21 protein-coding genes are annotated in these 25153 nt (G+C 64.5%); 13 read left to right on the top strand and 8 right to left on the bottom strand.

The genetic code is table 11. The features are described 5' to 3' along the window. The first annotated feature begins 16 nt into the window (after nt 1–16). The 10 genes from JKL49_RS07425 to JKL49_RS07380 all read left to right on the top strand — a co-directional run bounded on the left by JKL49_RS07425 (nt 17) and on the right by JKL49_RS07380 (nt 11762). Nucleotides 17–1255 (top strand): O-antigen ligase family protein, encoded by a 1239-nt coding sequence (locus tag JKL49_RS07425; RefSeq protein WP_215339482.1) that lies wholly within the window; start codon nt 17–19, stop codon nt 1253–1255. Between the two features lie 213 nt (nt 1256–1468). After that, the gene (locus JKL49_RS07420; RefSeq protein ID WP_347340365.1) at nt 1469–2896 is read left to right on the top strand and encodes a UbiA family prenyltransferase; all 1428 of its coding nucleotides are present in this window, start codon (nt 1469–1471) and stop codon (nt 2894–2896) included. Beyond that, nucleotides 2893–3312 carry a GtrA family protein gene (locus JKL49_RS07415; protein ID WP_215339478.1) on the top strand — a complete coding sequence of 140 codons (420 nt, stop codon included), beginning with the start codon at nt 2893–2895 and terminating at the stop codon, nt 3310–3312. The genes JKL49_RS07420 and JKL49_RS07415 overlap by 4 nt, the downstream gene beginning before the upstream one ends. After that, nucleotides 3309–4619, top strand: a complete 1311-nt coding sequence (locus JKL49_RS07410; protein ID WP_215339476.1) for an FAD-binding oxidoreductase — start codon at nt 3309–3311, stop codon at nt 4617–4619. The genes JKL49_RS07415 and JKL49_RS07410 overlap by 4 nt, the downstream gene beginning before the upstream one ends. After that, nucleotides 4616–5365 (top strand): SDR family oxidoreductase, encoded by a 750-nt coding sequence (locus JKL49_RS07405; protein ID WP_215339474.1) that lies wholly within the window; start codon nt 4616–4618, stop codon nt 5363–5365. Before JKL49_RS07410 ends, JKL49_RS07405 begins: the two co-directional genes overlap by 4 nt. 36 nt (nt 5366–5401) lie before the next feature. Then, nucleotides 5402–7015, top strand: coding sequence for a hypothetical protein (locus JKL49_RS07400; RefSeq protein ID WP_215339472.1), 1614 nt, complete (start codon nt 5402–5404; stop codon nt 7013–7015). 13 nt (nt 7016–7028) lie between these two features. Then, on the top strand, nt 7029–7871 hold the full coding sequence (locus JKL49_RS07395) for an aldo/keto reductase (protein ID WP_215339470.1): 843 nt from the start codon (nt 7029–7031) through the stop codon (nt 7869–7871). 278 nt (nt 7872–8149) lie between these two features. Beyond that, nucleotides 8150–9799 carry an FAD-dependent oxidoreductase gene (locus tag JKL49_RS21295; RefSeq protein ID WP_215339468.1) on the top strand — a complete coding sequence of 550 codons (1650 nt, stop codon included), beginning with the start codon at nt 8150–8152 and terminating at the stop codon, nt 9797–9799. Continuing rightward, nucleotides 9799–11061: a glycosyltransferase gene (locus JKL49_RS07385; RefSeq protein ID WP_215339466.1), complete on the top strand. Its 1263-nt coding sequence runs from the start codon at nt 9799–9801 to the stop codon at nt 11059–11061. The genes JKL49_RS21295 and JKL49_RS07385 overlap by 1 nt, the downstream gene beginning before the upstream one ends. Beyond that, nucleotides 11058–11762, top strand: coding sequence for a hypothetical protein (locus JKL49_RS07380; RefSeq protein ID WP_215339464.1), 705 nt, complete (start codon nt 11058–11060; stop codon nt 11760–11762). Before JKL49_RS07385 ends, JKL49_RS07380 begins: the two co-directional genes overlap by 4 nt. Here the strand turns inward: JKL49_RS07380 and JKL49_RS07375 are convergent. From JKL49_RS07375 to JKL49_RS07365, 3 genes are all read right to left on the bottom strand, one after another. Then, nucleotides 11709–12851, bottom strand: coding sequence for a glycosyltransferase (locus tag JKL49_RS07375; protein WP_215339462.1), 1143 nt, complete (start codon nt 12849–12851; stop codon nt 11709–11711). The two genes, JKL49_RS07380 and JKL49_RS07375, sit on opposite strands and share 54 nt — an antisense overlap. Next, nucleotides 12844–14142, bottom strand: coding sequence for an O-antigen ligase family protein (locus JKL49_RS07370; RefSeq protein ID WP_249778213.1), 1299 nt, complete (start codon nt 14140–14142; stop codon nt 12844–12846). Before JKL49_RS07370 ends, JKL49_RS07375 begins: the two co-directional genes overlap by 8 nt. Nucleotides 14143–14291: 149 nt before the next feature. After that, nucleotides 14292–15302 carry an endonuclease/exonuclease/phosphatase family protein gene (locus JKL49_RS07365; RefSeq protein ID WP_215339442.1) on the bottom strand — a complete coding sequence of 337 codons (1011 nt, stop codon included), beginning with the start codon at nt 15300–15302 and terminating at the stop codon, nt 14292–14294. A 301-nt stretch (nt 15303–15603) separates the two neighbouring features. On the opposite strand from JKL49_RS07365, the gene JKL49_RS07360 reads away from it, so the two are divergent. The 3 genes from JKL49_RS07360 (at nt 15604) to JKL49_RS07350 (ending at nt 19024) form a co-directional block, all read left to right on the top strand. Then, on the top strand, nt 15604–16533 hold the full coding sequence (locus JKL49_RS07360; RefSeq protein WP_215339440.1) for a glycosyltransferase family 2 protein: 930 nt from the start codon (nt 15604–15606) through the stop codon (nt 16531–16533). 95 nt (nt 16534–16628) lie between these two features. Next, a complete protein-coding gene (locus JKL49_RS07355) occupies nt 16629–17741 on the top strand; it encodes a glycosyltransferase family protein (RefSeq protein WP_215339439.1) in 1113 nt (370 codons plus the stop codon). After that, complete coding sequence (locus JKL49_RS07350) at nt 17738–19024, top strand: hypothetical protein (protein WP_215339437.1); 1287 nt, start codon at nt 17738–17740, stop codon at nt 19022–19024. The genes JKL49_RS07355 and JKL49_RS07350 overlap by 4 nt, the downstream gene beginning before the upstream one ends. Before the next feature lie 28 nt (nt 19025–19052). Here JKL49_RS07350 and JKL49_RS07345 read toward each other — a convergent pair whose 3' ends face one another. From JKL49_RS07345 to JKL49_RS07325, 5 genes are all read right to left on the bottom strand, one after another. Continuing rightward, nucleotides 19053–21212 (bottom strand): GumC family protein, encoded by a 2160-nt coding sequence (locus tag JKL49_RS07345; protein ID WP_215339435.1) that lies wholly within the window; start codon nt 21210–21212, stop codon nt 19053–19055. A gap of 50 nt (nt 21213–21262) precedes the next feature. Next, on the bottom strand, nt 21263–22570 hold the full coding sequence (locus tag JKL49_RS07340) for an outer membrane beta-barrel protein (protein WP_215339433.1): 1308 nt from the start codon (nt 22568–22570) through the stop codon (nt 21263–21265). Nucleotides 22571–22622: 52 nt separating this feature from the next. Further along, nucleotides 22623–23081, bottom strand: coding sequence for a hypothetical protein (locus JKL49_RS07335; protein ID WP_215339431.1), 459 nt, complete (start codon nt 23079–23081; stop codon nt 22623–22625). Between the two features lie 133 nt (nt 23082–23214). After that, nucleotides 23215–23820: a polysaccharide biosynthesis/export family protein gene (locus tag JKL49_RS07330; protein WP_215339429.1), complete on the bottom strand. Its 606-nt coding sequence runs from the start codon at nt 23818–23820 to the stop codon at nt 23215–23217. 102 nt (nt 23821–23922) lie between these two features. Further along, nucleotides 23923–24849 carry a transglutaminase-like cysteine peptidase gene (locus tag JKL49_RS07325; protein WP_249778211.1) on the bottom strand — a complete coding sequence of 309 codons (927 nt, stop codon included), beginning with the start codon at nt 24847–24849 and terminating at the stop codon, nt 23923–23925. Between the last annotated feature and the right edge of the window lie 304 nt (nt 24850–25153).

The following is a 25153-nucleotide window of genomic DNA, read 5'->3' as shown; positions in this document are numbered from 1 at the left end:
CAGCCTGAGCCGGATCTTGTCGAGCGCCACTCCTATCGAGCATCGCCGGGTGATCACGGCCAGCGCCTTTAGTCGGCGCTGGATAGGTCGGGCATGGGGCGTCTGGCTTGGCCTGTTCCCGATCGCCGACTTCCTGATGCGTCCGCCTCTGGACCGCTCGGCGCGAAATTTCGACCAGGTCCGTGACGCCACGCCAGCGCTGGCCATCGCCCTGGTGTCCGTCGCCCTCGGCGCGCTCATTCCGGCGCTCTGGACCGGGATGGCCTTCGGCGTGGATTTCCGGCGCGCCAAGTATCTGGCGCTCGCCTCGTTCCTGGTATGCCTCTCGATCCCACTCAGCTTCCTTCAGCATAGCAACCTGCAGGACGCGATCTACGTCCTGTTGGTCTACAATGCGTTCTTCTGCGCCTTGGTCCTTGTCTCCGCGAATGTTGACCCCGAGGAGATCCTACGGGGCCTGCTGACCGCCCTCGCCTTCATGCACGCGGGCCTGCTGATCGCGGTGCTCATCGACCATGACTATGCCTGGGGCCGGCTGTTTGGTCGCAACGCCCCGGCCTATTGGGGAATTGTCGCGCAGACCACCTTGATCGCGTCGCTCGCCTTGCGGCGATGGGTGTTCCGCATCGGCGTCATCGGCATGGCTCTGGCTGTGCTCTTCCTAACCCAGACCCGAGGCTCCATGGCCGCCGCGGCCGCGGGCCTCTCGGTGGTCTTCATGATCTACTCCTCGAAGTCCCGCGCTCGCATCTGGCTCTGGATGTCGATCGCCCTGGCGGTCATCGTGATGATCGTCGTGGGATCGGACTTCGTGGCGGAAGACCTGTTCAAGCTGTCGGACCCCAATCGCGGCATCGGCTCCGGACTCACCGGTCGCGCGAACGTCTGGCGCGAGGCCTGGGATCTGTTCACCAGCCATCCCTTGATCGGCGTCGGGTATCGACAACATGAGCATCTGCTCACCTCCGAGGCCTCGGCTCACAACGCCTATCTCGCCACCCTGGCCGACACGGGGATCATCGGCTTCTTCGGCTATGTCCTGTTCCTGTTCGGCGGCGCCTGGCGAGCGGTGCGGAAAGCAGTCGCCAACCCGAGCGGCCCGCGCCTGGCGGCATGCGCCTTCCTGGTGGCCTTCCTGGTCAACGGCATGGTGGAGCGCTCCGCCCTCAATACCGGCAACGCCTACTGCCAGCTGATGATCATCATGGCCGCCTTGGCCTGGCGCCAGGATGATCCGGACAACGGCCAGGCCTGACCCGCGCAGACGCCTAAGAATTCATCCCAACGGCGCCGTCTTCGCCGACATTCACAGAGTTTCAGCTATTGGCTCAGCATAAGCAGCTGTCGTTTCTAGCAAATCGGTGTCGCAAGTCGCGATCAGCATAGCCCCCTGTCCTAGCAACATCCCCGGCCCGACCGTGAACCCGAGACCCTCGCAGCGCAGGCAATCCACAGCCGGGTCCCTCCCGTGCTGAACGCAGCGCGCAGTGTCTTGGTGGTCGACCTTGACCACACCCTGATCCGCACGGACCTCCTCGTGGAGACCGCGTTCGGGTTTCTGGGGCGACAGCCTTTGCAGGCCCTCAATCTGCTCATATGGCTTTCGCGCGGCAAGGCGACACTCAAACGGCGGCTTGCCGAGGCCGCCGAGATCACGCCAGCAGATTTGCCCTACGACACCGCCGTGCTGGACCGCATCGCCAAGGCTCGCGCCGTGGGCGCCGAAGTCTACCTCGCCTCCGCGTCCGATGAGCGGTTGGTAAAGGCCATCGCCGACCACCTCCAATTCGATGGCTGGTTCGCCTCCGACGGGGTCATCAATCTATCGGCCGAAGCCAAGGCCAAACGGCTGGTGGAAGCGTTCGGCGTCGGCGGCTTCGACTACATCGGCGACTCCCGCGCCGATCTGCCGGTCTGGGCCCAGGCCCGGTCGGCCATCACCGCTGGGCCTTCCCGCGCCACAGCGGCTCGTCTCGCCGCCGTTAAAAGCCAAGTCGAACACCTTCCGGCGCCCGAAGGTCGGCCCTTGTGGCGCAGCTGGATGAAGCTGATCCGGCCCCACCAATGGGCCAAGAACGCCCTGGTGGGTCTACCCCTGCTTACCGCCCACGCCTTCACGGCGGGTGCGGCCCTGAATACCCTGCTGGCTTTCGTGGCCTTCTCGCTCTGCGCTTCCAGCGTCTACATCATCAACGACCTCGTGGATGTCCAGGCTGATCGCGCCCATCCCTCCAAGCGCCAGCGTCCCTTCGCCAGCGGCGAGGTTGAGGTTCTGCGTGGCGCCGTGGTCGCCCCGCTGTTGCTGGCCGCCGCCGCGGTCACCGGCAGCCTGGTCTCCTGGAAGTTCCTGGCCGTCCTGGCGCTCTACTACCTGGCCACCAGCGCCTACACGTTTGTGCTGAAGCGCAAGATGATGATCGACGTTGTCACGCTGGCGGGTCTTTACACCGTCCGCGTCATCGGCGGCGCGGTCGCCATCGGTGTGCCGATGTCGGAATGGCTGCTGTCGTTCTCCATGTTCATTTTCCTCTCCCTGGCGCTCATCAAGCGCCACTCGGAGATGGCAGTCCGCCTCGACGCGGGAATGCCCGACCCCTCTAACCGGAACTATCGATCGAGCGACCTGCCGGTGCTGCTGGCGCTGGCGGCGGCGGCCGGCTACTCGGCGGTGATCCTGGGCGCGCTCTATCTTTCCAGCCCGGCGGTCAACACCGTCTACCATCATCCGAAAGTACTCTGGCTCACCCTGCCGCTGGTGCTCTATTGGGTTTCCCGGGCGATCATGCTGAGCCACCGGCGCGACATGCATGACGACCCGATCGTCTTTGCCCTTACAGATCGGATCAGTCTCGCCACGGCGGTGCTGGTCGGGGTGATCGGGGTGGTCGCCCTTTGACCCTCAGCCGACGCGCCCTGATCCTGCGATACGTCGGCTTCGCCATCGCCGCCACCGCGGCGAACCTGGGCGCCCAACACCTGAGCCTACTCGCCTATGGCGGCGCGCACGCGATCAAGCTGTCGATCCTGGTGGGCACCGGGGTGGGCTTTCTGCTGAAGTATGTCCTGGACAAGCGCTTCATCTTCTTCGACGCAACCGGATCGGGCCGCACGGAGGCCTGGAAAGCGCTGCTCTATGGGGTGACCGGCGTGGCGACGACCCTGATCTTCTGGGGCTTTGAGCTCGGCGCCTGGAGCCTGTTCGGCACCGTTCCGGCGAAGTTTATGGGCGCCATCCTTGGTCTCGCCATCGGCTACGTCGCGAAGTATCAGCTGGACCGACGCTTCGTCTTCCAGGCACCGGGGGCCGCATGAACGTCTCGGGCTGGGGCCGTTATCCGCGCGGGGCCACACGCCTGATCACGGCGAGGCGCCCCGCCGATCTCGATGGTCTGCTGACCGATGGTCCGCTCATCGCCCGGGGCGCAGGCCGCGCCTATGGCGACGCCGCCATCGGGCCGTGCGCGACACTGGCCATGGGTGGCCTCGACCGCATGATGGCCTTCGACCCAGCGTCGGGCGTGCTCACCGTGGAGGCCGGCGTCATGCTGGGTGACGTCGTCGCCGCCTTCCTTCCGCGCGGCTATTTCCCGCCGGTGGTGCCCGGCACCCGGTTCGTCACCATTGGCGGCATGGTCGCCTCGCATATCCACGGCAAGAACCATCACGCGGTCGGCGGCTTTGGCCGTCACGTCACCGGCCTCACCCTGCTCGGTCCGGACGGCGTGGCGAGCGTCTGTTCCCCCGCCGAGAACCCCGAACTGTTCCGCGCTACAATCGGCGGCATGGGGCTAACCGGGGTGATCCTCGACGTTAGCTTCAAGATGCTCCCCGTCGAGACCGGCTTCATCCGCCAGGAGACGATCGTCGCCCGCAATCTCGACGCGGCCTTGGCCGCCTTCGAACAGGCCCGCGGTTGGACCTATGTGGTGGCCTGGATCGACGCCCTGGCGACGGGGGCGAGCCTCGGCCGCTCGCTCATCTATCTGGGGGAGCATGCCCGCCGCGATGAGGTCGGCGACGCCAGGTCGGCTCCTCCGCGCCCGGCCCGCGCCATTCCAGTCGACTTCCCGAACTTCACACTCAACCGTCTCACCGTGTCAGCCTTCAACGCCGCCTATTTCCAGGCCGGGCTCTGGAAGCAAGGTGAGCAGATCGTGCCGGTCCACCCCTACTTCTTTCCGCTCGATGGCATCGGCGACTGGAACCGCGTCTACGGCGCGCGGGGCTTCGTGCAGCACCAGTGCGTGATCCCCAAGGCTCACGGTCGCCAGGCCCTGGGCGAAATTCTCGAACTGGTCTCGGCCCGGGGCAGCCCGTCCTTCGTCTCGGTGCTGAAGCTGCTCGGACCGGACAACGCCGGTCTCATGGGGTTTCCTATGGAGGGCTACACGCTCGCCCTGGACTTCCCCGCCAGTCACCAGACCCTCGACCTGCTGACGGAAATCGACCGCCGCCTGATCGGATATGGCGGCCGTCTCTATCTGACCAAGGACGCGCGCCAGAGCCGCGAAACCCTGGTGGCTGGATACCCGAACCTGCCCGCCTTCCGCGCGCTGCGCAAAAACACCGGCGCCGACTCGCGGTTCGTTTCCCTGCTTTCTGAAAGGCTCGCCCTTTGACCCCGGCGTCCAAGTCCGTCCTGATCCTCGGCGCCACCTCCGATATAGGCCGCGCGATCGCGGGCCGTTACGCGGCCGCCGGGTGGTCCCTCATCCTCACCGCCCGTGACGTCGCCAACCTCGACCGCGACATCGCCGACCTGGCGGTCCGGCACCAGGCCAAGGCCCGCGCCCTGGCGTTCGATGTTCTGGATCTCGCGGGGTTTCCCGCGCTGGTGGCCGCAGTGGGCGACACTCCCGACACTGTCGTCTCCGTGATCGGAGAGTTGGGAGACCAGGACCGCGCGATGAGCGATCCGGCTTTCGCGGCCAATGTGATGCGCGCCAACTTCGAGGGGCCGTCCGTCATCCTGGCGCTCTTCGCCACCGCCATGGCGGTGCGGGGGTCCGGCGTCATCGTTGGTGTCAGCTCGGTGGCTGGCGAGCGCGGGCGAGCGTCAAACTTTGTCTATGGCTCGGCCAAGGCCGGCTTCACCGCCTTCCTCTCCGGCTTGCGCCAGAGCCTCACCGCCCGTGGCCTACACGTCGTCACGGTCAAGCCTGGCTTTGTCCGCACCCGCATGACGGACGGCATGACGCTGCCGGCGGCCCTGACCGCCAGCGCCGACGAGGTGGGCGCCGCAGTGTTCGCGGCCGCCGAGACGCGCCGCACCGACATTCTCTACGTGCGTTGGATGTGGCGCTTCATCATGCTGATCATCAAGCTGATCCCTGAGACCGTGTTCAAACGATTGCAGATCGGCTAACGCGGCCCTGCAGCAAACAGATTCACAACCTCCCCCATGGCCGACATCTCAATCCCACAGACCCAGTTTGAACGCTTGGCGCGCTGGGCCGGCGCGCAGGCGGGTTGGCCGGCGATCGGCCTGGGGGTGGGCGCCGCGGCCGTCCTGGTGCTCGGCGCTCTGTTCATCACCCCCGGGGCCTATCTGGCGGCCATGCCCCACGACAGCCTTTCGATGGTCGATATCGGCTATCGACTGGCCTCGGGCCAAGTTCCGGGCCGCGATTTCCATTCCGCCTTCGGCGTCTTCTTCCAACTTCAGATGGCCGCCGCCTACAGCCTTGGCCAGACGGTGTCCCAGACCCTGGAGATCGCGACCCTGCTGTTCTTCGGGGTCGTCGCCGGCATCATGGCCTATGTGGCTCGCAGCCGCCTCTCCAACCTCAGCGCCCTTGTCGTCAGCTTCGCCATCCTGCTGCTCGGCTGCGCCCCCTATGCCAAGGCCGACCACAACCTGGCCGGCGCGACCTTCGCCATGCTCTACAACCGCGAGGGCTGGGCGTTGCTGACGGCGGCGGCTCTCTTCTGGATCACGCCGCGTCGGGCCGTCAGCCCGCTGGTCGAAGGGGTTCTGCTCGGCCTCCTGACCGCAGCCTGCATTTATCTCAAGCTGTCCTATGGCGGCATCGCGGTGTTGTTCTGCGGTGTCTGGGGGCTCCGCAAGCCCGGCGCCTGGCCTTCGATCGCAGTGGCCGCCATCGTCGCCGCACTTGCCGCGGCGACGCTTGAATTGAGCTACGGCTGGGGGTTCAACCTGGCCTATCTCCGCGACGTCGCCTTCATCGCCAGCGCCAGCGGCGGCCGCATCGGCCACATCCTGCTGAACGTCTTCGATGCGCGCTACGAACTGGCCTTCGTGGCGGCGCTGGCGCCCCTCATCATGTGGCGGCGGTGGCGTGACAAGCTTGACGACTACATCTTCGTGTTGTTCGTCGCAGGCGCATCTCTTCTGATCGTCTGGCAGAACGCCCAGGTCGAGGGCCTGATCCTGCTTTGGGCCGCCCTGGTCGCCGTGATCGAGCCGGAACTGAGGGCCCCTACGGACCTAAAATCCTCGACCTGGAAGGCGGTCGCCATCTACGTGGTCTGGTCCATCACCTCCCTGACGCCAAGCGCTTTGGTCCTGGTTCAGTATGGCGCCGGATCGATCGCCCTGCCCCCGCTGACCGCCGACATACCGGCCGCTGCGGACCTGCGCTTCACCACACCGCGCGAGGATGAGCGCATTCGAGGCGTCGGGGCTGTCTATGGCGACGAATACGCCGAAGCGCTCCGGGACGGCGTCGCGCTCTTGAAGTCATGTCCGCAGAAGGGGGAGGTGTTCACCGCCGACCTGTTCGAGCCCTTCGCCCTTCTGACGGATCGCCCCCCGAACCACGGCTGGACCTGGCACGACCTAGGTCATTCCTTCACACCAGGGGTCCATCCCTCCGCGGCGGCGGAGCTCGGCGGTGTCACCTGCGTGATGATACCTCACCGGCCCAACAAGCCAGCTTCGACGGAGGCCCTGATCGCGCTCTACGGCCCCTATATCGAAGCCAACTTTCCTCTAGCCTACCGCTCCCGGGATTGGACCCTGCGCGTTCGGCCGCCGACTGAATCGCCCAAGTAGACGGAGCTGGCCTTTGCAGACCTCGATCATAGCCGATCCAACCGCTCGGCGGACGGACAAGGTCTCTCGCCTCGGACTCGGATGCAGCAAGGTTGGATCCCTGGGCAATCCGACGCCAATGGAGGATCTGCGCGCGCTGATGCGCCTGGCGCTGGACCTGGGCGTCAACGTCTTCGACACGGCCGACATCTATGGCCAGGGCGACAGCGAACGTGAGATCGGCCGTTTGCTGGCCGGGCGGCGGGACGAGGCTTTTGTCATCACCAAGTTCGGCAAACAGTTTTCGCCGGCGATGCGCGTCATCCGTCCCCTGAAGCCGATCCTGAAGCCCCTCTTGCAAATGCGCGGCGGCGGCGCGGGGGTCAGCACGCAGCGCGACGGCGTCATGAGGGAAGACTTCTCCCCGGCCCGATTCTCACGCGCCCTGGAGGCCTCCTTGCGCCGTTTGAAATTCGACTATGTCGACGCCGTACTCCTCCATAGCCCGCCTCTGGAGGTCTATGCTGATCCAGGGGTCGCCGAAGCCCTTTCAGCGCTGAAGGCGAGCGGCAAGACCCGGCACTTTGGCGCCTCCTGTGATCATTGGCCCGAGGTCGAGGCGGCGGTCGCGATGCCCGGCCTCACCCAGTTGCAACTGCCATGGGACCTCGTCGTCCGGGCCACGGAGACCGGTCTCGATAGGGTCATGGCGGAGAAAGGGATCGCGGTCTTTGCCCGTGAGGTCATCCGCCTGCAGCCGGACCTCGCGCCGCTCGACGCTGTGGCCCGGGCCGCGAAGCGCGGCGACATCGCCTGTGTCATCGCCGGCACCAGCAAGCCCGCGCATCTGCGCGAGCTGGCAAGGGTCTGCGGCTAGTCGCCGCCTCTGGTCTCAAACGTCCTTTTCACGCCTCTGAAAGGGATCAGGGTCACCGCTTGGACAGTCGCCGATGAGCCACTGTCGCATGCCGTTTCTTCGCCATTTCTGCTGAACCCGTCAGCTAGGCAGTCTTGTTGCAGCCCGGCGGGCTTCTGGTTCTATTTCGTTAGGGGGGACAAGGGTAAGTGGCGGCGTCTATGGAAGTAAGGGGCTGGCATCAACTACAGGCGCGCGCAACTGCGCCGTACCTGATGCTGTTGGGGACAGTGCGCTAGGTGATTATCGGGTGGGACGATCTCGCGGCGCGGACAGCGCCGGTGGATGTCGTGGTGGTGGGTGGCGGCGCGGCCGGCCTCACCCTGGCTCATGCCCTGCGCGGCAGCGGATTGAGCATCCTCTTGCTGGAGGCGGGGGGCCTCAAGCAGACGAAGGCGGGGCAGAGCCTCTTCGAGGGCGAGCTCGCTGATCCAGCGGTGCATCCCTGGCTGCATCACTTCCGCGTCCGCGCCGCCGGAGGGGCCAGCCGCATCTGGGGCGGGCGCTGCCTGCCCTACGATCCTATCGATTTCGAGCTCCGTCCCTGGGTTCCAGGTCCGGGATGGCCCATCGCTCTCGCCGATCTGACCAAGTTTTACGAGCGCGCGCAGATCGTCGCCGAAGCCGGCCCCTTCGACTACGACCCCGCCACGGCCCTGCCCGGCCGGCCAACAGAGCTGGCGCCAGGGCTGGACAGCGATCTCATCGCCACCCGTCTTGAAAGGTTCAGCAAGCCGACCGACTTCTGGAAGCGTTTCAGCCCCGACCTCACCAACGCGCCCGATGTCCAGGTGTTGTTGAACGCGCCGCTGACGGGCGTGCGCCTGACGTTGGACGGCGCCTCGGTGGATCACCTGGAGGTGCGCCGACCGGACGGCGGCTCCCTGGCGGTCCGCGCCCGACGCTACGTCCTGGCCGCCGGCGGCCTTGAGACAGTGCGCCTGCTCCTGGCCTCCGACGATGTGAAGCCAGGCGGGGTCGGTGGCGACCACGGCCATCTGGGCCGCTACTATATGAGCCACTTGGCGGCGACCTCCGGCGAGATAACCTTCGCGACGCCGCAGTCCGTCGCCTTCGACTATGAACTGGACCCTGCGGGAATCTATGTTCGCCGGCGCCTGGCCCTGACAGAGAAGGCGCAGCGCCGCATTTCAGGCCTGAACGTGATCTTCCGCACCCATCTGCGAGATCCCGCCGATCCCGCTCATGGCGACCCCGTCCTGTCGGCGATGTTCCTCGTCAAGGACATGGTCCTCTACGAATACAGCCGGAAATTCCGCGAGCGCCGCGGCAAGGCCGGCGACCGCCTGCGCCACATCGGGAACATCCTGCGCGATCCGGTGAAACTGGCCGCCTTCTCTCGGATGTGGCTGCAGAAGCGCACCTTTGCAGACCGCAAACTGCCGTCGGTCGTGCTGGGGTCGCGCCAGGGCGTCTACGCCTTGGAGTTTCACGCCGAGCAGGCGCCCAATCCTGACAGCCGGTTGACACTCAGCGACCAGCGGGACGCCCTGGGCATGCGTCGGCTGCGCGCAGACTGGCGGACCACGCCGCTTGATATCGAGAGCCTGCAGCGGGCCTATGGCCTACTCTCCGAGGAACTCACCCGCACGGGAACCGGCGCCCTGCGCTATAACCCGGCGGCGGTGGCTCAGGCCGCGCTCTCCGAAGGCGCCTACGGCGGCCACCACCTGGGGGCGGCCCGCATGGCGGCAAACCCCAAGGACGGCGTCGTCGATCCCGATTGCCGTGTTCATGGGACGCCGAACCTTTTCATCGCCAGCAGCGCGGTATTCCCGACCTCGAGCCAAGCCAATCCGACCTTAACCATCCTGGCGCTAAGCTTACGAATTGCGGATCAGCTCAAGCTGGACCTTGGATCGCCTTGATGTCTGACTCCTCGCCCGTTCCTTCGCGCCGTGACGTGGTGGTGATGGTCTCGACCCGGAAGCTGGACGGCGAGTCCATGGCCGGGCGGCTGCGCGTGGCGCATGCGATCCGCGCCGTCCTGAGCGCGTCGTCTGACCTCACCGTCCTGCGGCTGCCCAACGTCTTGACCGACCGCTCGCTGCCCCGCCTCATCGGCGCATCGCTGGGCTGGCTTCAGAGCCTGCTGATGGGCGAACTCCTGCCCCTGCAATGCGCCCTGTTCGCCAATCGCGCCGACCACCGTCGATTGGTGGCGCAACTGCCAAAGAATATCACGGCGCTCTATCTCGACGGCGTCCGCAGCTATTCGCTGCTGGTCTATCTTCGTCAGAAATTTCCCGACCTTCGGATCGTCGTCGATCTCGACGATCTGATGTCGCGCCGCATGGCGTTGCTGCTGGAGGCCGGCGAGCCGCTCTCACCAGGTTATCTCACCAAGCGGCTGCCGGAGTTTCTGCAGCGAATTACCATGTCGAAGGGGGTCGGCAACCTGATCGTTCGCTACGAGCAGCGCACTCTGGTTCACATCGAGCAGCGCCTCGCCAACCTGGCCGACGCCCTTGTGCTGCTGTCCTCCGAGGACGCGAGAATCCTGACGGCGCTGTGCAAGGAAAACGACCGCGCTGAGATCGCGGTCATACCGCCCTGCAGTGAACCGGTCGCGCCGCCGCAAACGCTGAAACCGCCGGTGCGGTTCGTGTTTATCGGGTCAGACGCCCTGACCCAGAACCGGCTGACGATCGACTATCTCACCGACCTGTGGCGGCGGAAGCGATTTGAGGCGCGGCTCGTCCTGTACGGATTGCGGTCGCGCGCCGATCCCCTGCCGCCATCGGTCACCGCGGCGGGCTACGTCGAAAGCCTCGCCGAAGTCTACGACGGCCAGAGTGTCCTGATCACGCCATCGCTGATCGGCGGCGGGGTGAAGACCAAGGTGCTGGAAGCCTTTGCGCACGGCGCGCCCGTGATCGGCAACGCTCTGACCTTCGAGTCGATGGCCCTTGACCACTACCCTCTGAACATCTCCGATGAGGCTGGCCTCGCCGATTTGATCTCGCGGCCGCAGGATCACCTGACACTCTTCGTCGAGGCTTCGCGCGTCGGCTCCGACTACCTACGCACCTTCCACAGCCCCTCCGCCTTCGCCGAGAGCTGGCGTCAGATGATGCTGGCCGGACCCGCGGGCCTTGCATCCGCCAACATGCCGGAGTCAACGTCATGACCGACGCCATTGGCCTGCCGAGCCGGCGGTCCGCATTGCGCTGGCTGCTGGGCGGAGCCTTGATCGCCGCGACCGGCTTGGGTCTGGTGGTCGTAAATCAGGAACTGAGTTCCGCGCGCGCCGAGGCCGCTACGGTCAGGGCCCTGGGTGGCCCACGGCCGCTCCCCTGGGAGGTTGGTGGCGACACGTTTTGCGTCAGCGACTGTCCCCCGCGGGCGCGCGCCGCGATAGGCGTGCGCCTGACCACGGAAGCCGCCGCGCAATCTGACCCGGCGCAGCGACGCCTCAAGCTTGCGGAGGCCGAGCGGCAGTTTGCTGGGGCCCTCGCGGCCCGGCCTGATTCTGGCGGCTGGTGGGCCTGGGTCAGCTACGCTCGCGCCCTGGATGGTCGTCAGGCGGCGGCGCTTGACGCCCTCACGCGTAGCTATGTCGCCGCGCCCTTCCTGCCGATGGAGGCCGCGTGGAGGATCCGATACGGGGCTTTGAACTGGGACCGTCTAACCCCCACGGTCCGGGCTCAGGTCGTCAACGAGACGGTCTGGATGCGGGATGTTGATCCGACTGCGGCCACCGGCCTGTTCACAGCCTTCACCGATCCGCGCGCGGCAAGCGCCTTGAACGCGGGCTTGGCCCGGCCGGTGTCGAAGCTAGTCCCGCACCGTCGCAGCGGGAGTCCAGGTGGCGAAGGTCCGCGCGGTTAGCAGGGCAACCAGGATTCCCCAAGCGACCCCCGACAAGGACACAAGCGCGCCCAGGACCAGTCGGAACATAGGAAGGTTGATCCACGCCCCCAGGGCTAGCAGCGCGGGCAAGATCACCATGGCCAGCAGCACCGGCAGCCATCCTATCGTCAAGCCGAGGCCCACCAGCAGGGCGGCGGCTGTGAGGCTGAGGCTGAACGGGGTCATCCACTTCAGGAAGCGGTGGGACATATAACAATAGAGGATCGCCGGCGGGGCCCGCCGCAGGCGTGGCCAAAGCGCCCGGTGCACGTTGATCGCCTGGCAAGAGATGCGCACCTTGCGATGGAACTCCTCGTGCCAGAGCGAAGCGCCGCGTTCCTCCACTGTCACCGACTGCGCAGAAACCACGCGCTTGCCAGTCAGCAGCGCGCTGACGGACACATAAAGGTCGTCGATCAGTTCGTCCGACGGCGGCGAATAGGCTGAGCGTTCGATCAGGAAAAGCGCGCCATCCACACCCATCAATCCGACGGTCTGCGTCTCCAGAGATTTGATGAACTCTTCCAGATTCCAGTAGAGGGTGCCTGACGCGCTGACACCGGTTTCGGCGGCGTTGGAATAGGTCAGCCGCGCCGAGGCGCAGCAGACGTCCGGATCCTGCAGAGCGGCGGCCAGCTTGGTCAGGCTGTCTGGCGGGACCTGAACATTTGCGTCGGTGAAAGCCAGCACCTCTGCGTCTATGCCGGCGAGCAGTTCCTTCAAGCCGGCGGTCTTGCCCCGCCGGGTCTCGGAAACGATCAGGGTGATCCGGTCACGGTAAGGTTCCAGCAGTTCCGCCGTTCGGTCGGCCGAGCCATCCACATAGATGTTGATGCTGGCCGGGCCGTAGTCGGCAACCATGGCCAACAGGCTCTCCACCTTGGCCTCGATGACCCGCTCTTCGTTGTAGGCGGACATACAGATGGCGATGGTGGGGCGTGTCCAGCCTGGCGCCGGCAAACGTAAGGGCGTTCTCGGCATCAGCCAGAGAGACAGCGGATAAAAGGTGTAGGGATGGATTGAGAGCAGGAAGAACAGGCCCGCCAGACCGAAGCAAAGCTCAGCCATGGAGACCCTCGGCCACCACAGCGGGGCGCGAAGACCGGCGTGTCGCGCGCGCGCTGCCGCGACCGCTGAGCGACCTCCCCCAGACGGCTCCCAGCAGCAGGGCGGCAAAGGCGGCGACCGCGGGCACATTAAGAGCGATGTCCACAAAGGAGCAGATCACGGCCAGCCCCGCCGCGGCCAACGCGCCGGTCGCCAGGGACCCCATGCCATGCCGCACGGATGCGCCTCGGCGGATGGCGATGACCATCATCACAAGCGCGGCGCAAATGAAGAAGACGAATGGCGCCCCGCCTTCGATGGCTGACTGGATGAAGGCCGAATGGGCGGCGCCATAGTCCCACATCGACGGCGCCAATTCCGGGGTGAGCATGGACTCATGGAAGGTCTTGAACGCGCCCAGCCCGTAGCCGAACAGCGGCGAGGCCATCAGGGCGGACAGATAGTGACCATAGGCATCCACCCGCACGCCGGCGTCCGCGAGCAGGCTGTCCCAACGTGATGCGATCTGGCTCGCGCCGAAGCCCAGCCCGCCCAGCAGCACGGCGATAACCGAAGCGGCGAGGATACGGCTGGGCCGTCGGCGGTTTCGCCACTCCACGACCACCAGGATCGCGCCCAGGATCAGGGACAGGAAGAGGCTCGTGCGAGACTGGGTCAGCACACAGGCGCCAAAGGCCGCCAAGGCGCCGCAGACGCTGACCGCCAGGAGGCCATAGTCGGTAAGGCCCGAGCTTCGAAGGTCCAGGCGTTGGAACCGGTCCTGCAGCGTGCCTAGGGAAAGCAGGCCCAGCATCCCGAACAGGCAACCCGCAGCATTGGCGTTCAAGAGCGTGCCTGTGAAGCGGAAGGTGTGGGGGCCCTTGGATTGACCCCAGACGCTGAGCGGGGTCGCCTGCCCTATCCAGAGGGAGAGGATCGTGTAGGCCAGACCCATCGTCACCAGGGCCAGGATCAGGCGGTTCATGCGGCTTCGGTCACTGGCGACAAGGGCGCCGGTGAGCACCACGGCGCCGAGCCCCGCGAGCTTGAGCAACTCCAGTCCGATGACGTCGGGCGCCAGCAGCTTCGGATGAGGTGCGCCTGCCAGCGCGAGCAGCAAAGGCGTCGCGCCCCCGGCCACGGCGGCGAAGTAGAGGGCTGTGACCGGCACGGCCTTGGCCGCAAATGCGTCGAGGTCCTCGTTCGACAGCAGAGCAGCAACCACCAGCGCGACCATGACCTCGACCATAGCGAAAACCGCCGCCAGCAGGCTGCTGTTGGCGCCAAACGCGACGAATTGGACGAAAATCATCAGCGCCACCAAGCCGCAGACAAGGTGATCTCGGATTTTGAGCCAAACGCCGGCAATTCTTGGCCTTGCGTTATCCCTGCGTAGGCTTGTGGCGATCGAAGTCATGAACGTTGTGATTGGAGGAGCTATCCTTCTTTAGCTTGCGAAGATTAACGTGGTTCGTACGACAGCGTCGTCACAACTCCGTAGTGATCAGAGGTTGAGGCCGGCGATCGTTGCAGTGACACCACCCGCCAGCTCGATCCGGCATAGACCTGATCGATTGGCAGGAATGGAATTGGCCAGGCCCACCCCCCTGCCGCGGTCGGCCAGCGCGCCGGCCAGGTTGCAAGTCCGTGAGTGCGCCGCCGGAGGGTCGTGCGGGCATCGAATTGCTTGAGGGAGTAGGCCCAGGCGGTACGGTTGAAGTCGCCGACGAGAATGGCCGTCTTTGGATTCACGGAGTCCACCGCCTGACTTAGAGCAAGGGCCTGCAAGGCCGCGTCGCCCTTGAGATCGGGATGGATCAACTGAGTGCCGATGATCTCGACTGAGCCTGCGGCGCCGCCGTCGATTGTCGCGCGCACGAGGCCTAGGCGGTCCCATTCCGGTGGCCGCCAACTCCCGACGTGATAGCTCCAAGTCTTGATTGGCTTCTTCGACAGGATGGCCAAGGCGCACCACTGCGTAACCGTCGTGCAGTCGGCATGATAGGGATAGGCTTGGGCGACGAGAGCGACTACCGGGCGGCCAGCGCCCACCGCCTCCTCGATGACCACGACATCGGCATCGACGCTCAGGATCGAGGCGGCCATAGCGGCCGGTGACGGGTTTTGCGCCCATACGTTTTGGGTGAGCACGGTCAGGCGCGGCGCGGCGCGGCTCGCCTTCGGCTCAGCCCAATTCGCCGCCAGTTCCCGCCCAACAACAAGACCGCTGCCAAGGAGGCCCAGCAGCGCCAGCGCCAAGGTCAGCGGAGGCCTCGGACGTTTCGTTAGCGACAGGGCCAGCAGGGCCAGGGAACTTGCGAAAAACAGCGGCGTGGCGTGGTTCAGCAGATCAAGCATTGTGCTGAACCGGCCGGCCCAGGCCAGCACACCCAACGCCGCCCCCAGGGCCAGGACAAAATTCAAGGAGCCCAGGACCAATGTCCTGACGGCGCCTGCCCGTACCGTGCTCATGCGATCACTCCTTCGCAAGGGCCACGCCCAACGGGCTTGCCTGTCGATGCCCTCAGGCTGGCGGGCAACCTAGCGCGGCTGGGGTCATGCGTTCAACAACACCATCGGTGTTAGGCGTTGTTGAACAGAAACTACGCAATGCGTGACCGGGCGGGGGCGTAGACATCAGAAACCTAACCTGGCGAAGCTCGTCACCACTGAGACTGAAGCTCCACGCCGTATTCTGAAGACTTTTTCAGGCATTTTTCTTGCAAGACGTCTAAGGCTGTTCGAAGAGCGTGGCGGCATATGGAGAATACAAGTGCAGGCCGCGCGTAACGCCCCATCCGAAGTTCCCGCGCGCTTTGGTTTCTCGGTGATTATCCTTACCTACGCTCGCGACACCGCCCTCCAGACCACCTTGGCCAGCCTGCGAAATGCGATTGGCGATCGTCAGGATGTCGAGGTCGTGCTGGTCGACAACAACGTCGATAAAGTCGACCGAGCTTCGTTCCTCACAGTCTTCGCCCATCGCCGCTACGTGCGCACCGGCGCGAACAAGGGTGTCTCGGGACGCAATGACGGTATGGCCGTGGCCAAGGGTGAGATCCTGGTGCTGCTGGACGATGACGTGCTCATCGAAAGCCATGACCTGTTCGATAAACTCTCGGCGGCGTTCACCAGCGAACCCCGCGTCGGGGTCGTGAACGCACGCAAGCTCGACTCGAAGACCATGTCCCTGCTGCCGGAGTTCATTCCTCACACCCGCAAGGATGTCGACACCACGCGGCCCTTCTTCACGTTCCGGTTCGTCGGCGGCCTGGTGGCGCTACGCCGCGCCCTCTATCAAGATGTGGGTGGTTTCAGCCCGGAATTCTTCTATGGCCTGGAGGAGCGCGAATACTCATACCGGATCATCAAGGCCGGCTGGAAAATCCTCTATCAGCCAGACATCGTGGCCATCGAGACGACGGATGAAGGCGGCCGCGCCAGCCGGATCGATCAGAGGACGGAGACCCTCTCCAACCGGTACATCATCTCATACCTGCACACGCCATTGGCGCCGATGATCGCCAACTTCGTGCTCTTCACCCTCTTCCTGGTCATCAAGGAGCGCGGGCGGGTAAATGTTGGCCGAGCCCTGGGCAAGTTCTCGACTTGGCTGAAGAAGCCTGGTCGCCCAGCCAGGCGACCGATCGACCGTCATGCCCAAGCCTACATTCGCGCCTGCGGCGGGGCGATATGGCGGTGAGCGATTCCGCCCCCCCCAGCGATGGGTCGTCTGCCGACCTCAGCTATCTTTGGCTAACCCGTTGGCCGCCCTATGGCTCGCGTCGTGGCGGCGACATGGACTATTCGCGGTATCTGCTGGAGTCACTCTCGCATTCCACCCCGGTACATGTGCTCGCCTTCGGCAAACCTTCCGATTTGCCGCCCGACGCGCCACGGCTCAGTTGGACTCTCATCGATCATGACGAGCCTTCGCGCCTCGCCAGCGTGCTGTCGCATCTACCCAATGTCGCCTATCGACATAAGAGCTCGGCCTATCTGCAGGCTGCGATCACCGCGTCACGCGAGGTTGACGCCATCTTCGTCGACTTCATTGGCCTCTTCGGGCTGGTGGCGCCGCTGCGCGAGGCGCTGGGCGAAAATGGCCCGCTGATCATTCCGGTGAACCACAACTTCGAGCACGACGTTCGGCGACAGATGGTGCTGGCCGAACGCTCACTCGGGATGCGCGCCGCCCTGACCTATGACACCTGGAAGGCCGGCAACCTGGAGCGCGCCGCCAACCGAATAGCCGACGGACTGGTGGCCAACACCGACGCTGACGCCCGCGCTTTCGCCAGGGTCACGGCAAAGCCATCGGTCACGATTTCGCCGGCCTATAACGGTCCACGCTTGGCTGCCCGCGTCATCGACGCCCAAACGCCGCGGCGAATCTGTGTTCTGGGCAATCACGAGGCGCATCACAAACGTATGGTGCTTGATCAGACGCTGACAGCCCTGGCCGCGCATGGGATCGAAAGGACATGCGATGTCGACGTTGTGGGCGCCGGCGACAACTCCGAGTTCCAGGCGCGGTTTCCAGGCTTCAACTTCTACGGCTACGTCGACGACATCGAAGCCTATCTCCAGACGGTGCGCTTTGGGCTCATCCCCGATGAGATCGGCGGTGGATTCAAGGTACGGGCTTTGACCCACGTGTTCCAGCGCCTACCCATGCTGGCGGTCCGGCACGCCGTCCAGGGGATGGGGCTGACTGCCAATGTCCATTACGCCGAAGCCGAGAACCTGGACGAAATGTCGACTGCCATTCCCGAGTTGCTTAACGACTTCGCGCGCCTCAACCGCCTGCAGAACGCCGCCTACGACCACTGCGATGACATCTACGACTGGGAGAACAGAGGCCGGTCACTCGATCTCTTCGTCCGCACGCTGCTCGCGGATCGCGCGTGAGCCTCATCGCTCAGATCCGAGGCATTGGCCCTCATCGCATCAAGGCCTTGATCGTCGGCTTCGCCGGCGTGCATTCGCTGAACGCCGGCCTGACCCTAATCTATTCGCTGGCTCAGACCCTGGTTTTCGCACGTGTGCTGCCGCACCGCGTCTTCGCCATGACAATCCTGTCTCAGGCGATCTGCCTATACCTGCTTCCAATCAGTCAGTCGGTGGCGCGCGGAAACTTCGTGCTGTTGCGCGAGCGCGCCGTGCGCGGATCCGATCGTGCGGCCCCTGAAGCGGCCGCAGCCTACACGTTCAACAAGATCATACTTTTGTTGGTCGCGCTGATCGGCCCCGTCGCGATCGGCACGTCAAGCATGGCGGAGTACGTCGCCTTCGCCTGCCTCATGTTCTACGCCACCTACTCAAACCTGTGGTACTTTGAGATTCAGCTCTCGCTGATGGCCGTGGACCGGGCGTTGGAGTTCGAACGCGTCTCGTTCTTCCGCCGCGTGGCCAACTATATCAACCTCATCACCCTTTTCTTCACGCACGAGTTCCTGCTCTGCACTATCGCGTTCGCTGTCCAGACCCTGCTGTTTCATCTCTATGTCACGGTCTTCATGGCGCGGGGGTCTGGCCTGTTCTCATGGCCGACGGGGCTGACCGTCCAAGGGGTGCGCGCCCACCTCGATAGGCTCTGGGTGGCGCTGCAGGCGGTGTTCGCCGAATGGCTCACCCTGAATGCGCCCTACGCGATCTTCCTGGCCCGCTTTGGCGTCGGCCCAGGGATCATCACCATCGACGCTGTGCTCAAGCTGCTGCGAATGGTGCTGGCTGTGACGCGGAATCTCGCGGAGATCGCGCTCCCACGTGTTTCCCGGGCCCTTTTGCTGGGGGACGTGAAGAGCGGGCGTTGGCCAGCGATGCTGGCGATCGGCGGCGGCATATCGGCCGCCATGTGCACCGCCGTCGCCGTCACGGTCTGGGAGAAGACCAGCTTCGGCATCCTCCTTGGTCCCAACAATGTCGTCCCTCACGGCAGCGGTGCGCCGGCGGCCCTGACCATGCTGGCCGGTGTGGGGGTAGCGGCGGCCGGACACTTCATCGGCCACTCGGGCGACCGGCGGGCGGTGCCGACCCTCGTGGCGACGTCGATCATCTGCGTCGCCGGCTTCGCCAGCTACGTGCTGATCGGTCGCGTGGGCATCGTCGAGGCCCTTTGGGCGTCAGCGATAAGCCTCTCGGCGATCTCAGTCGTGGCTGTCGCGCTGCTGGCCAGAAGCCTGCACCGATAGAGGCCGCCCCGGCGGCGTCGGCACGGCATCAGTCGTGATAGTAGGCCCGGTAATTCCCGTAATAGTAGGAGTTCATGTTCAGGCGCGACCGGGTGTCGACCATTGACAGAACCAGGCCAGCTATCGGAGCCTTGTCGCGAGAGAGACGGTCGAGGGTAGCCTGCAGCGCGTGCTTTGGCGTCCTGTTCCAGTGCGCCACCACCACCACGGCGTCTGCCAGAGTCGAAAGCGTACGCGCGTCCGTAACGGCCAGAACCGGCGGACCGTCCAGGATGACGTGATCATAGCGGCTGCGCAGCTCGACCAGCAGATCGGCCATGGCTTTCGTACCGAACAGATCGCGCGTGGTGAAAGCCGCCTGTTGAAGCGGCAGGACGTCCAGGCCAGTCACAGCGTCCTGAACGATGACAGTGTCGAGCTTTGCCGTGCCCGACAGGACTTCGATGAGCCCCGCGGCAGGGGACTGAGGCAACAGGCCTGCAAGCGCGTTGCGGCGAAGGTCACAGTCCACCAGAATGACCTTCTCGCCAGTCATCGCCATGATGCGGGCGAGCGATACCGAGCAGGTCGTCTTGCCTTCATTGGGCAAGGCCGAGGTAATGGCGACGACCTTCTGGGTCTTGTCGATGTCCGACAGCATGATGGCGCTACGCGCCGTGCGCATCGCCTCGGCGTAGCCTGACATGGGCCTTGCGACGACATAATCCCACGGCTCGATCTTCTTGTTGTCGATCACGAGAGCGCGCGCCGTCAGCAGCGGGACGGACGCGATGAAGTTGATTCCGAGCTCGCGCTCCACTTCTTCCGGCGTTCGGATTCCGTCGTCCATGAACTCGGCGACGAGCACCGCGGCGATTCCGAGGATCAAGCCGAGCGCACCGCCCAGGGCCGCGAACAGCGGCTTGTTGGGGAAGTAGGGACGGGTCGGCAAGCTGGCGGCGTTTACGATCCGGGCCTGGGCGACGTTGCTCTGCTCCTGCTGATTCACCTGCTGCGCCGCGCCGGCGAGTTGGTTGAAGATCGTACGCTTGGCCTCGGCCTCACGCTGCAGACTGTCGGCCGCCACCGACGCCCGGCTATTGGTCTCCAGTTGTCCCTTCAGCCCCCCCAGCACGCCACGCAGGCTGGCGGCCCGGGCTTCAGCAGAGCGGGCGTCGCTCTCGAGGCCACTGACAATACGCAGGGATTCCTCACGGATCTGGCCTTCCAGACCTTCAACCTGCCGCGCGACCTTGAGCGTCTCAGGGTGCTTGGGGCCATAGCGGGCGTCGACTTCGGCGCGAGAGCGCAGCAGGTCGCCACGCTGGCGGCGCAGTTCCAGGATGGTCGGCGAACTCAGCACGCTTGAGACCGCTTCGATCCCGCTTTGCGCGATTTGGGCTCGCGCCGCCATGTAGTTCGACCGTGCGGCCGCAGCCGCCGACTCCGCCGCCGCAAGCTCAGAAGTCACCGTGGAGATCTGCTGCTCGGTGACAGTGCCACCGGTGGCGCCCGTGACGATGCCGTTGCTGGCCTTGTACTGAGCCAGGGCTGCGTCGGCCTGCTCGGCCGCGCTGCTGGCGGTGCTCAGGCGTTCGGTAAGCGATGTCGCCTGCTCGGACGCCGACTGAATCTTGAGCCGGACGCTGGAAGCCAGATACTCCCGCGCCATGGCGTTGGCGATATTGGTGGCCTTGGCGGCGTTGTGCGATTGGAATCGCAGCGCCACGATGTAGGTCGCACCTTCACGGGCGACGTTCAGGTGCTTGAGCACGCTGTCGGTGGTGACCTCTTCGGCGGAGGCTTTCGCCGTGCCAAACGGCTTCAAACCGCGCTTCAACTGCGAATTGAATTCACGGTCCGCGGTGAGGTTGAGGGTTCGGACCACATTTCGCGCCACATCGCGCGATTGCATGATCTTCACCTCGCTGTCGACAAGCGCCTGGTCCGGCGGCGCTCCCCGCGCCACTGCATCGATATCGATCCCCGACTTGACCGTCGGATCGATGCGGATGCTGGCGGTGGCGCTGTAGACGGGCTGCAGGATCAGGGACGCTGTGATCGCAATAACGATCAGCCCCAGCGCCACCGCGAAGAACAGCTTCCAGCGCCGGACGAACGCGTCGACCAGACCGCGGACATCAAGCGGATTCCCCGAAAGCCGACTATATTTGGTAAAAGGCTCCGGAGACGCCTCGGCGTTCGACATATAAGATTCCCAACACTAAGCTTGTCGACGCCGATTATCGCGTCAGATGCTTAACGCTGGAATACCAAGCTCAAGCCAATCCGCGTCACGTTGAACTGCGGCCCGATGGTCGCCGCGGCGCCGGAGGACTTGCGGTCGGCATAGGAGACCGAAGCGCCGATACCGAAGCTGCGGTTCACAAGATAACGAGCGCCCAGGCCCACATTGGCGACCTTGTCAGAGCGGTCGACGCCTTGGAATTCGTCGCGTTCATAACCGGCCGCAGCGCTCACGATGAAGTTACGCCGCAACTCATAATCCGCGCTGACCGACACGGTGTTCTGGAAGTAGCCGCCCGACCGGCTGAAGGCCGCATCCTGCACCGAACGCTGGGCGACACCTGTCACCGTAATCAGCTGGGTCGGGAAGTACTCGATCTTCGCCGCAACCGCGACACCTTTGACGTCCTTGAAGAAGACGGAGTCGTAGTCGCGCGACACGTAGCCCACACCGATTTCGCCACGGGCGACGTCGGAAAGGTCGAAGTTGGCCCCGGTCAGGGCCCGGAATTCGCTGGAGTCACGCTTGTCGGTGATAACGCCGGTGCTCGTGCCCTGACGATACTTGTTCTGAGCGCCAGCCACCTTGGCGAAAATCGCGGTGTCGGGGCTGAGCGCGAAGTCGGCGCGCAAACTCGCCCGCTTCTGCTCGAAATCTCGGGTGTCTTCGAAGAGCGCGCCAGGTACGTTCTTGTAGTCGAAGTTACGATAGTCGAGGTCGACAGCGGTTCGGACTCGATCGGCGCTGTACAGGCCGCGCACGTAGGCGCCCTGGGTGTCCAGCGGGATCGGCTTCGAGGCCGTGGAAATCGAGTTCTGGCTGCCGCGGGCCTCATAGACCCGCTGAGCATCGCCGCCCAGGTTGATGTAGGAATCGGCGTGCACGTCGAGGCGCGCGTTGCCCCGGACATCCCAACCCGTGGAGTTCTCGGTCGAGAACTTCGAATATTCCTGCCGCAGCACGGAGGCCGAGCCCGACAGGCTGTGACGGCTCCAATCGCTCGCCACGAAGACCGAAGGCGCGATGGTGGCGTACTGGTCGGACTTGTTCTTGAGCGCCGCAGTGTTGGCGCCCGGATAGACATTGTCCGTCGAAGAGACGCCGACGTTCAGCTTCGGATAGACCGTGAACGCGCCGGCGTGGACGCCGATGGCTTGGTACTCAGACCGATCGCGTTCAAGAACACTGGTGTTCTTGCCGCGCCCATAGAACTGGGGCACGTCGAAGTCGGTGGTGCCGCTCTGAGCGGAAGCGCCGTTCGCAAAGAACAGCAGCGTGGAAGCCGCCCCAAGCGACAGTGAAACGCGCAACCGGGTCATGCCCGTACCCCCTCAAGAAAATCACGTCTCCCGCGCCGAGGCGCGGGCAGCCCTATTGACCGTAGTTCGAACCGCCGCCGCCGCCGACAAAGCCAGGGCCGGAGCCAAACGCGGTGCCGCCTTGGCCGCCGACGGCGCCCGTGCCGCCGCCCGTGCCGCTGTTGCTGGCGTACTGGCGCTGCAGACCCTTGGCGGCCGCGATGGCGTTGGCCGGGAGGCCCGGGGTGCCAGCGACTTGCGCAAGCGCTGCCGCAATCACCTCGGCGCTGTAGCCGGACACGGCGTCGGCCATGGCGCCTTGGAAATCACCCTCCGAGGAGTCCGCCGAGCGGTCTTTCACCAAGTTGGTCAGCTTGGTGGCCAAGGCCGAGACCTGGGCCTGCTGCTCACTGGTGAGGACGGGCGTCGTCGCCGCGTAAGTCGCCGGAGCCGCAGCAGTCGCGACAGCAATCGCCAGGGAGGCGAATAGAGTTCGCCTACGAATTGAATTTAGAAGTTCAAGCTTAGACATCTGAACACCCCACGTGTGTGCCGTAATGGACGTTGTTGCACTGACTTATGCAACTTCTTGGCCGAACAATAAAGACACTTTGTCGCAACAACTGTCTGACGCCGATTCCGGCGTCAGATTCTCGACGGGGCGCCTAGAAATAACGCTCCGCGATCCGAACCGTGTCGCCAGGCTGCAGCATCATGTCCGCGGACATGGGATGCTTGACCTCCTCGGACTGGCCCGGGTGCTTGAGATAGTAGTTCTTCTTGTCGGCCCGATAGGTGAAGCCGTTGGCCGTGGCGACCGCTTTCAGCGCCGTGAGGCCGGCCGAATAGGGATAGTCGCCGGGCTTGTTCACTTCGCCCAGGATGTAGAACGGCCGGAAGGTTAGCACATCGACACTGACCTGCGGCGCACGCAGGTAACCCGCGGAGAGACGGGTCTCGATATCGGCACGAATTTGGGTGGTGGTGCGGTTAAGGGCCGTCACATCGCCGATGAGCGGCACCGAAATCATGCCATTGGAGTTCACCAGGAACTCGCCCGACAGATTAGGTTCATTATAAACAAGGATTCGAACCTTGTCGGCTGCGCCCAGTGTGTAGTCTGAAAGACTCGGCAGCGCCGCTGCGTCGACGGCTGCCGCCGGGGCGTCCATCACGGACTGGGCGGCGGGCGCCGCCGGCGCGCCAATGCTTGAGCATGCCCCGAGGCAGGAAGCGCTGAGAACGAAAGCCAGCAAGAACCTGCGCGTCATAGGTCAAATCTCCAGATGTCTTAACAAATGATATACTGTCGTTGGGGCCGCCGCGCAAGCCGATGCCGCAATGCAACACGGGCTGAAAAGCGGCCTCAAGTCTCAGTTTGAACCAGGACCACCCCGGTTCGCCATCTCGGGATCAAGGGATGCAACACGCAGGCCAGAGGCCATCAGCTTGGGATGATCGATCATGACCCAGGACGAGGGGTCATTTTGCGCCTGACGCTTCACCCAGTTATAGCCGGCCTTGTCCCAACTCACGATCCGCGACGTGCGGCCATCAAGGACGAGGTCGCCGGTTTCGGTGTGCGCCACGAGCACCGCGTGGAGGCCGATGTCGCGGCGGTACGCGACGGCGTAGAAAAGATCCTCGACCGGATAGCCCTGCTCGATCAGCTGCTGGCGCTTCTCGGTGGCGACATCTTCGCAATCGCCGGTCGCGCCAGGTCCAACGCCTGAGCGGGTCCAGTATTCTTCGACACCGTAGTTTTGCATGTCCGTCCGCTGCACGACGTGCTGGTTCACGTAGCTGTTGACGGACGCCAGCATCTTCAGGCGCTCCGCCAAGGGCTTGGCGGCCGCGTCGGCAGGCTTGGGCGCCGCGGGGGCGTCAACGGCCGGGGCGGGCAGTGCAGCCATACCAAAGCTGGAGAGCTCGCGCTCTCCAAGGTCGGCGCCCAGTCCGCCGGTTGCCAGCGCCGGGGCGCCGCCCCAGGAAGCACGGATCAGGAAGGCCTGGCCCTCCGGCTGGGCATTGCGGATCGAAGAAGGCTTGGCGCTCAGGTCGACGCTGGAGGCGAAGTCGCCGATCAGCATGCGGCCGGCGACCTCAATCGCGGGCCGCTCCGAACACAGGGGACTGCGCACCCTGCACATGTCGGCATAGCCACGGGGGGCGTCAACCGCGGCGCCCATCGGCATGAACGCCGAGACCGCAACCTTCTTGGTTGCGCTCTCTGGCGCGGTCGTCAGCAACGTCAGCGACGTATTGGCCGTAGGGCTCACCGTCGTACAGGCGCCGAGCATCAAGGCAAACCCCAAGCTCAGCAAAGTTAACGACCGCATAAGACTTCCCTTCTGAAGCTTTCGAAGGGTAATCTCTCATTCTCAATTTAAATCACGGTGAAATGACGTGTTTAATTATTGAATAAGTAAACTATGTATTCATAGTAAAGAGACATCAATTCAAGTTAACGAAATCAATACGACGTATTATCTTGTTGTTTACCTAAATGACAAGTAAACAACCGGGCTCACCCTCGCGAAGGTTTGGATGGACGCAGGCCGGCACAGGACGCCATATCGTCAACGCGAGCGCTCGGCTGGGCGC

This window comes from Phenylobacterium glaciei, from assembly GCF_016772415.1.
GTDB classification, from domain to species: Bacteria; Pseudomonadota; Alphaproteobacteria; order Caulobacterales; family Caulobacteraceae; genus Phenylobacterium; species Phenylobacterium glaciei.
The sequence above is the reverse complement of the archived record's forward strand: the minus strand, read 5'-3'. Positions and strand labels throughout refer to the sequence as shown.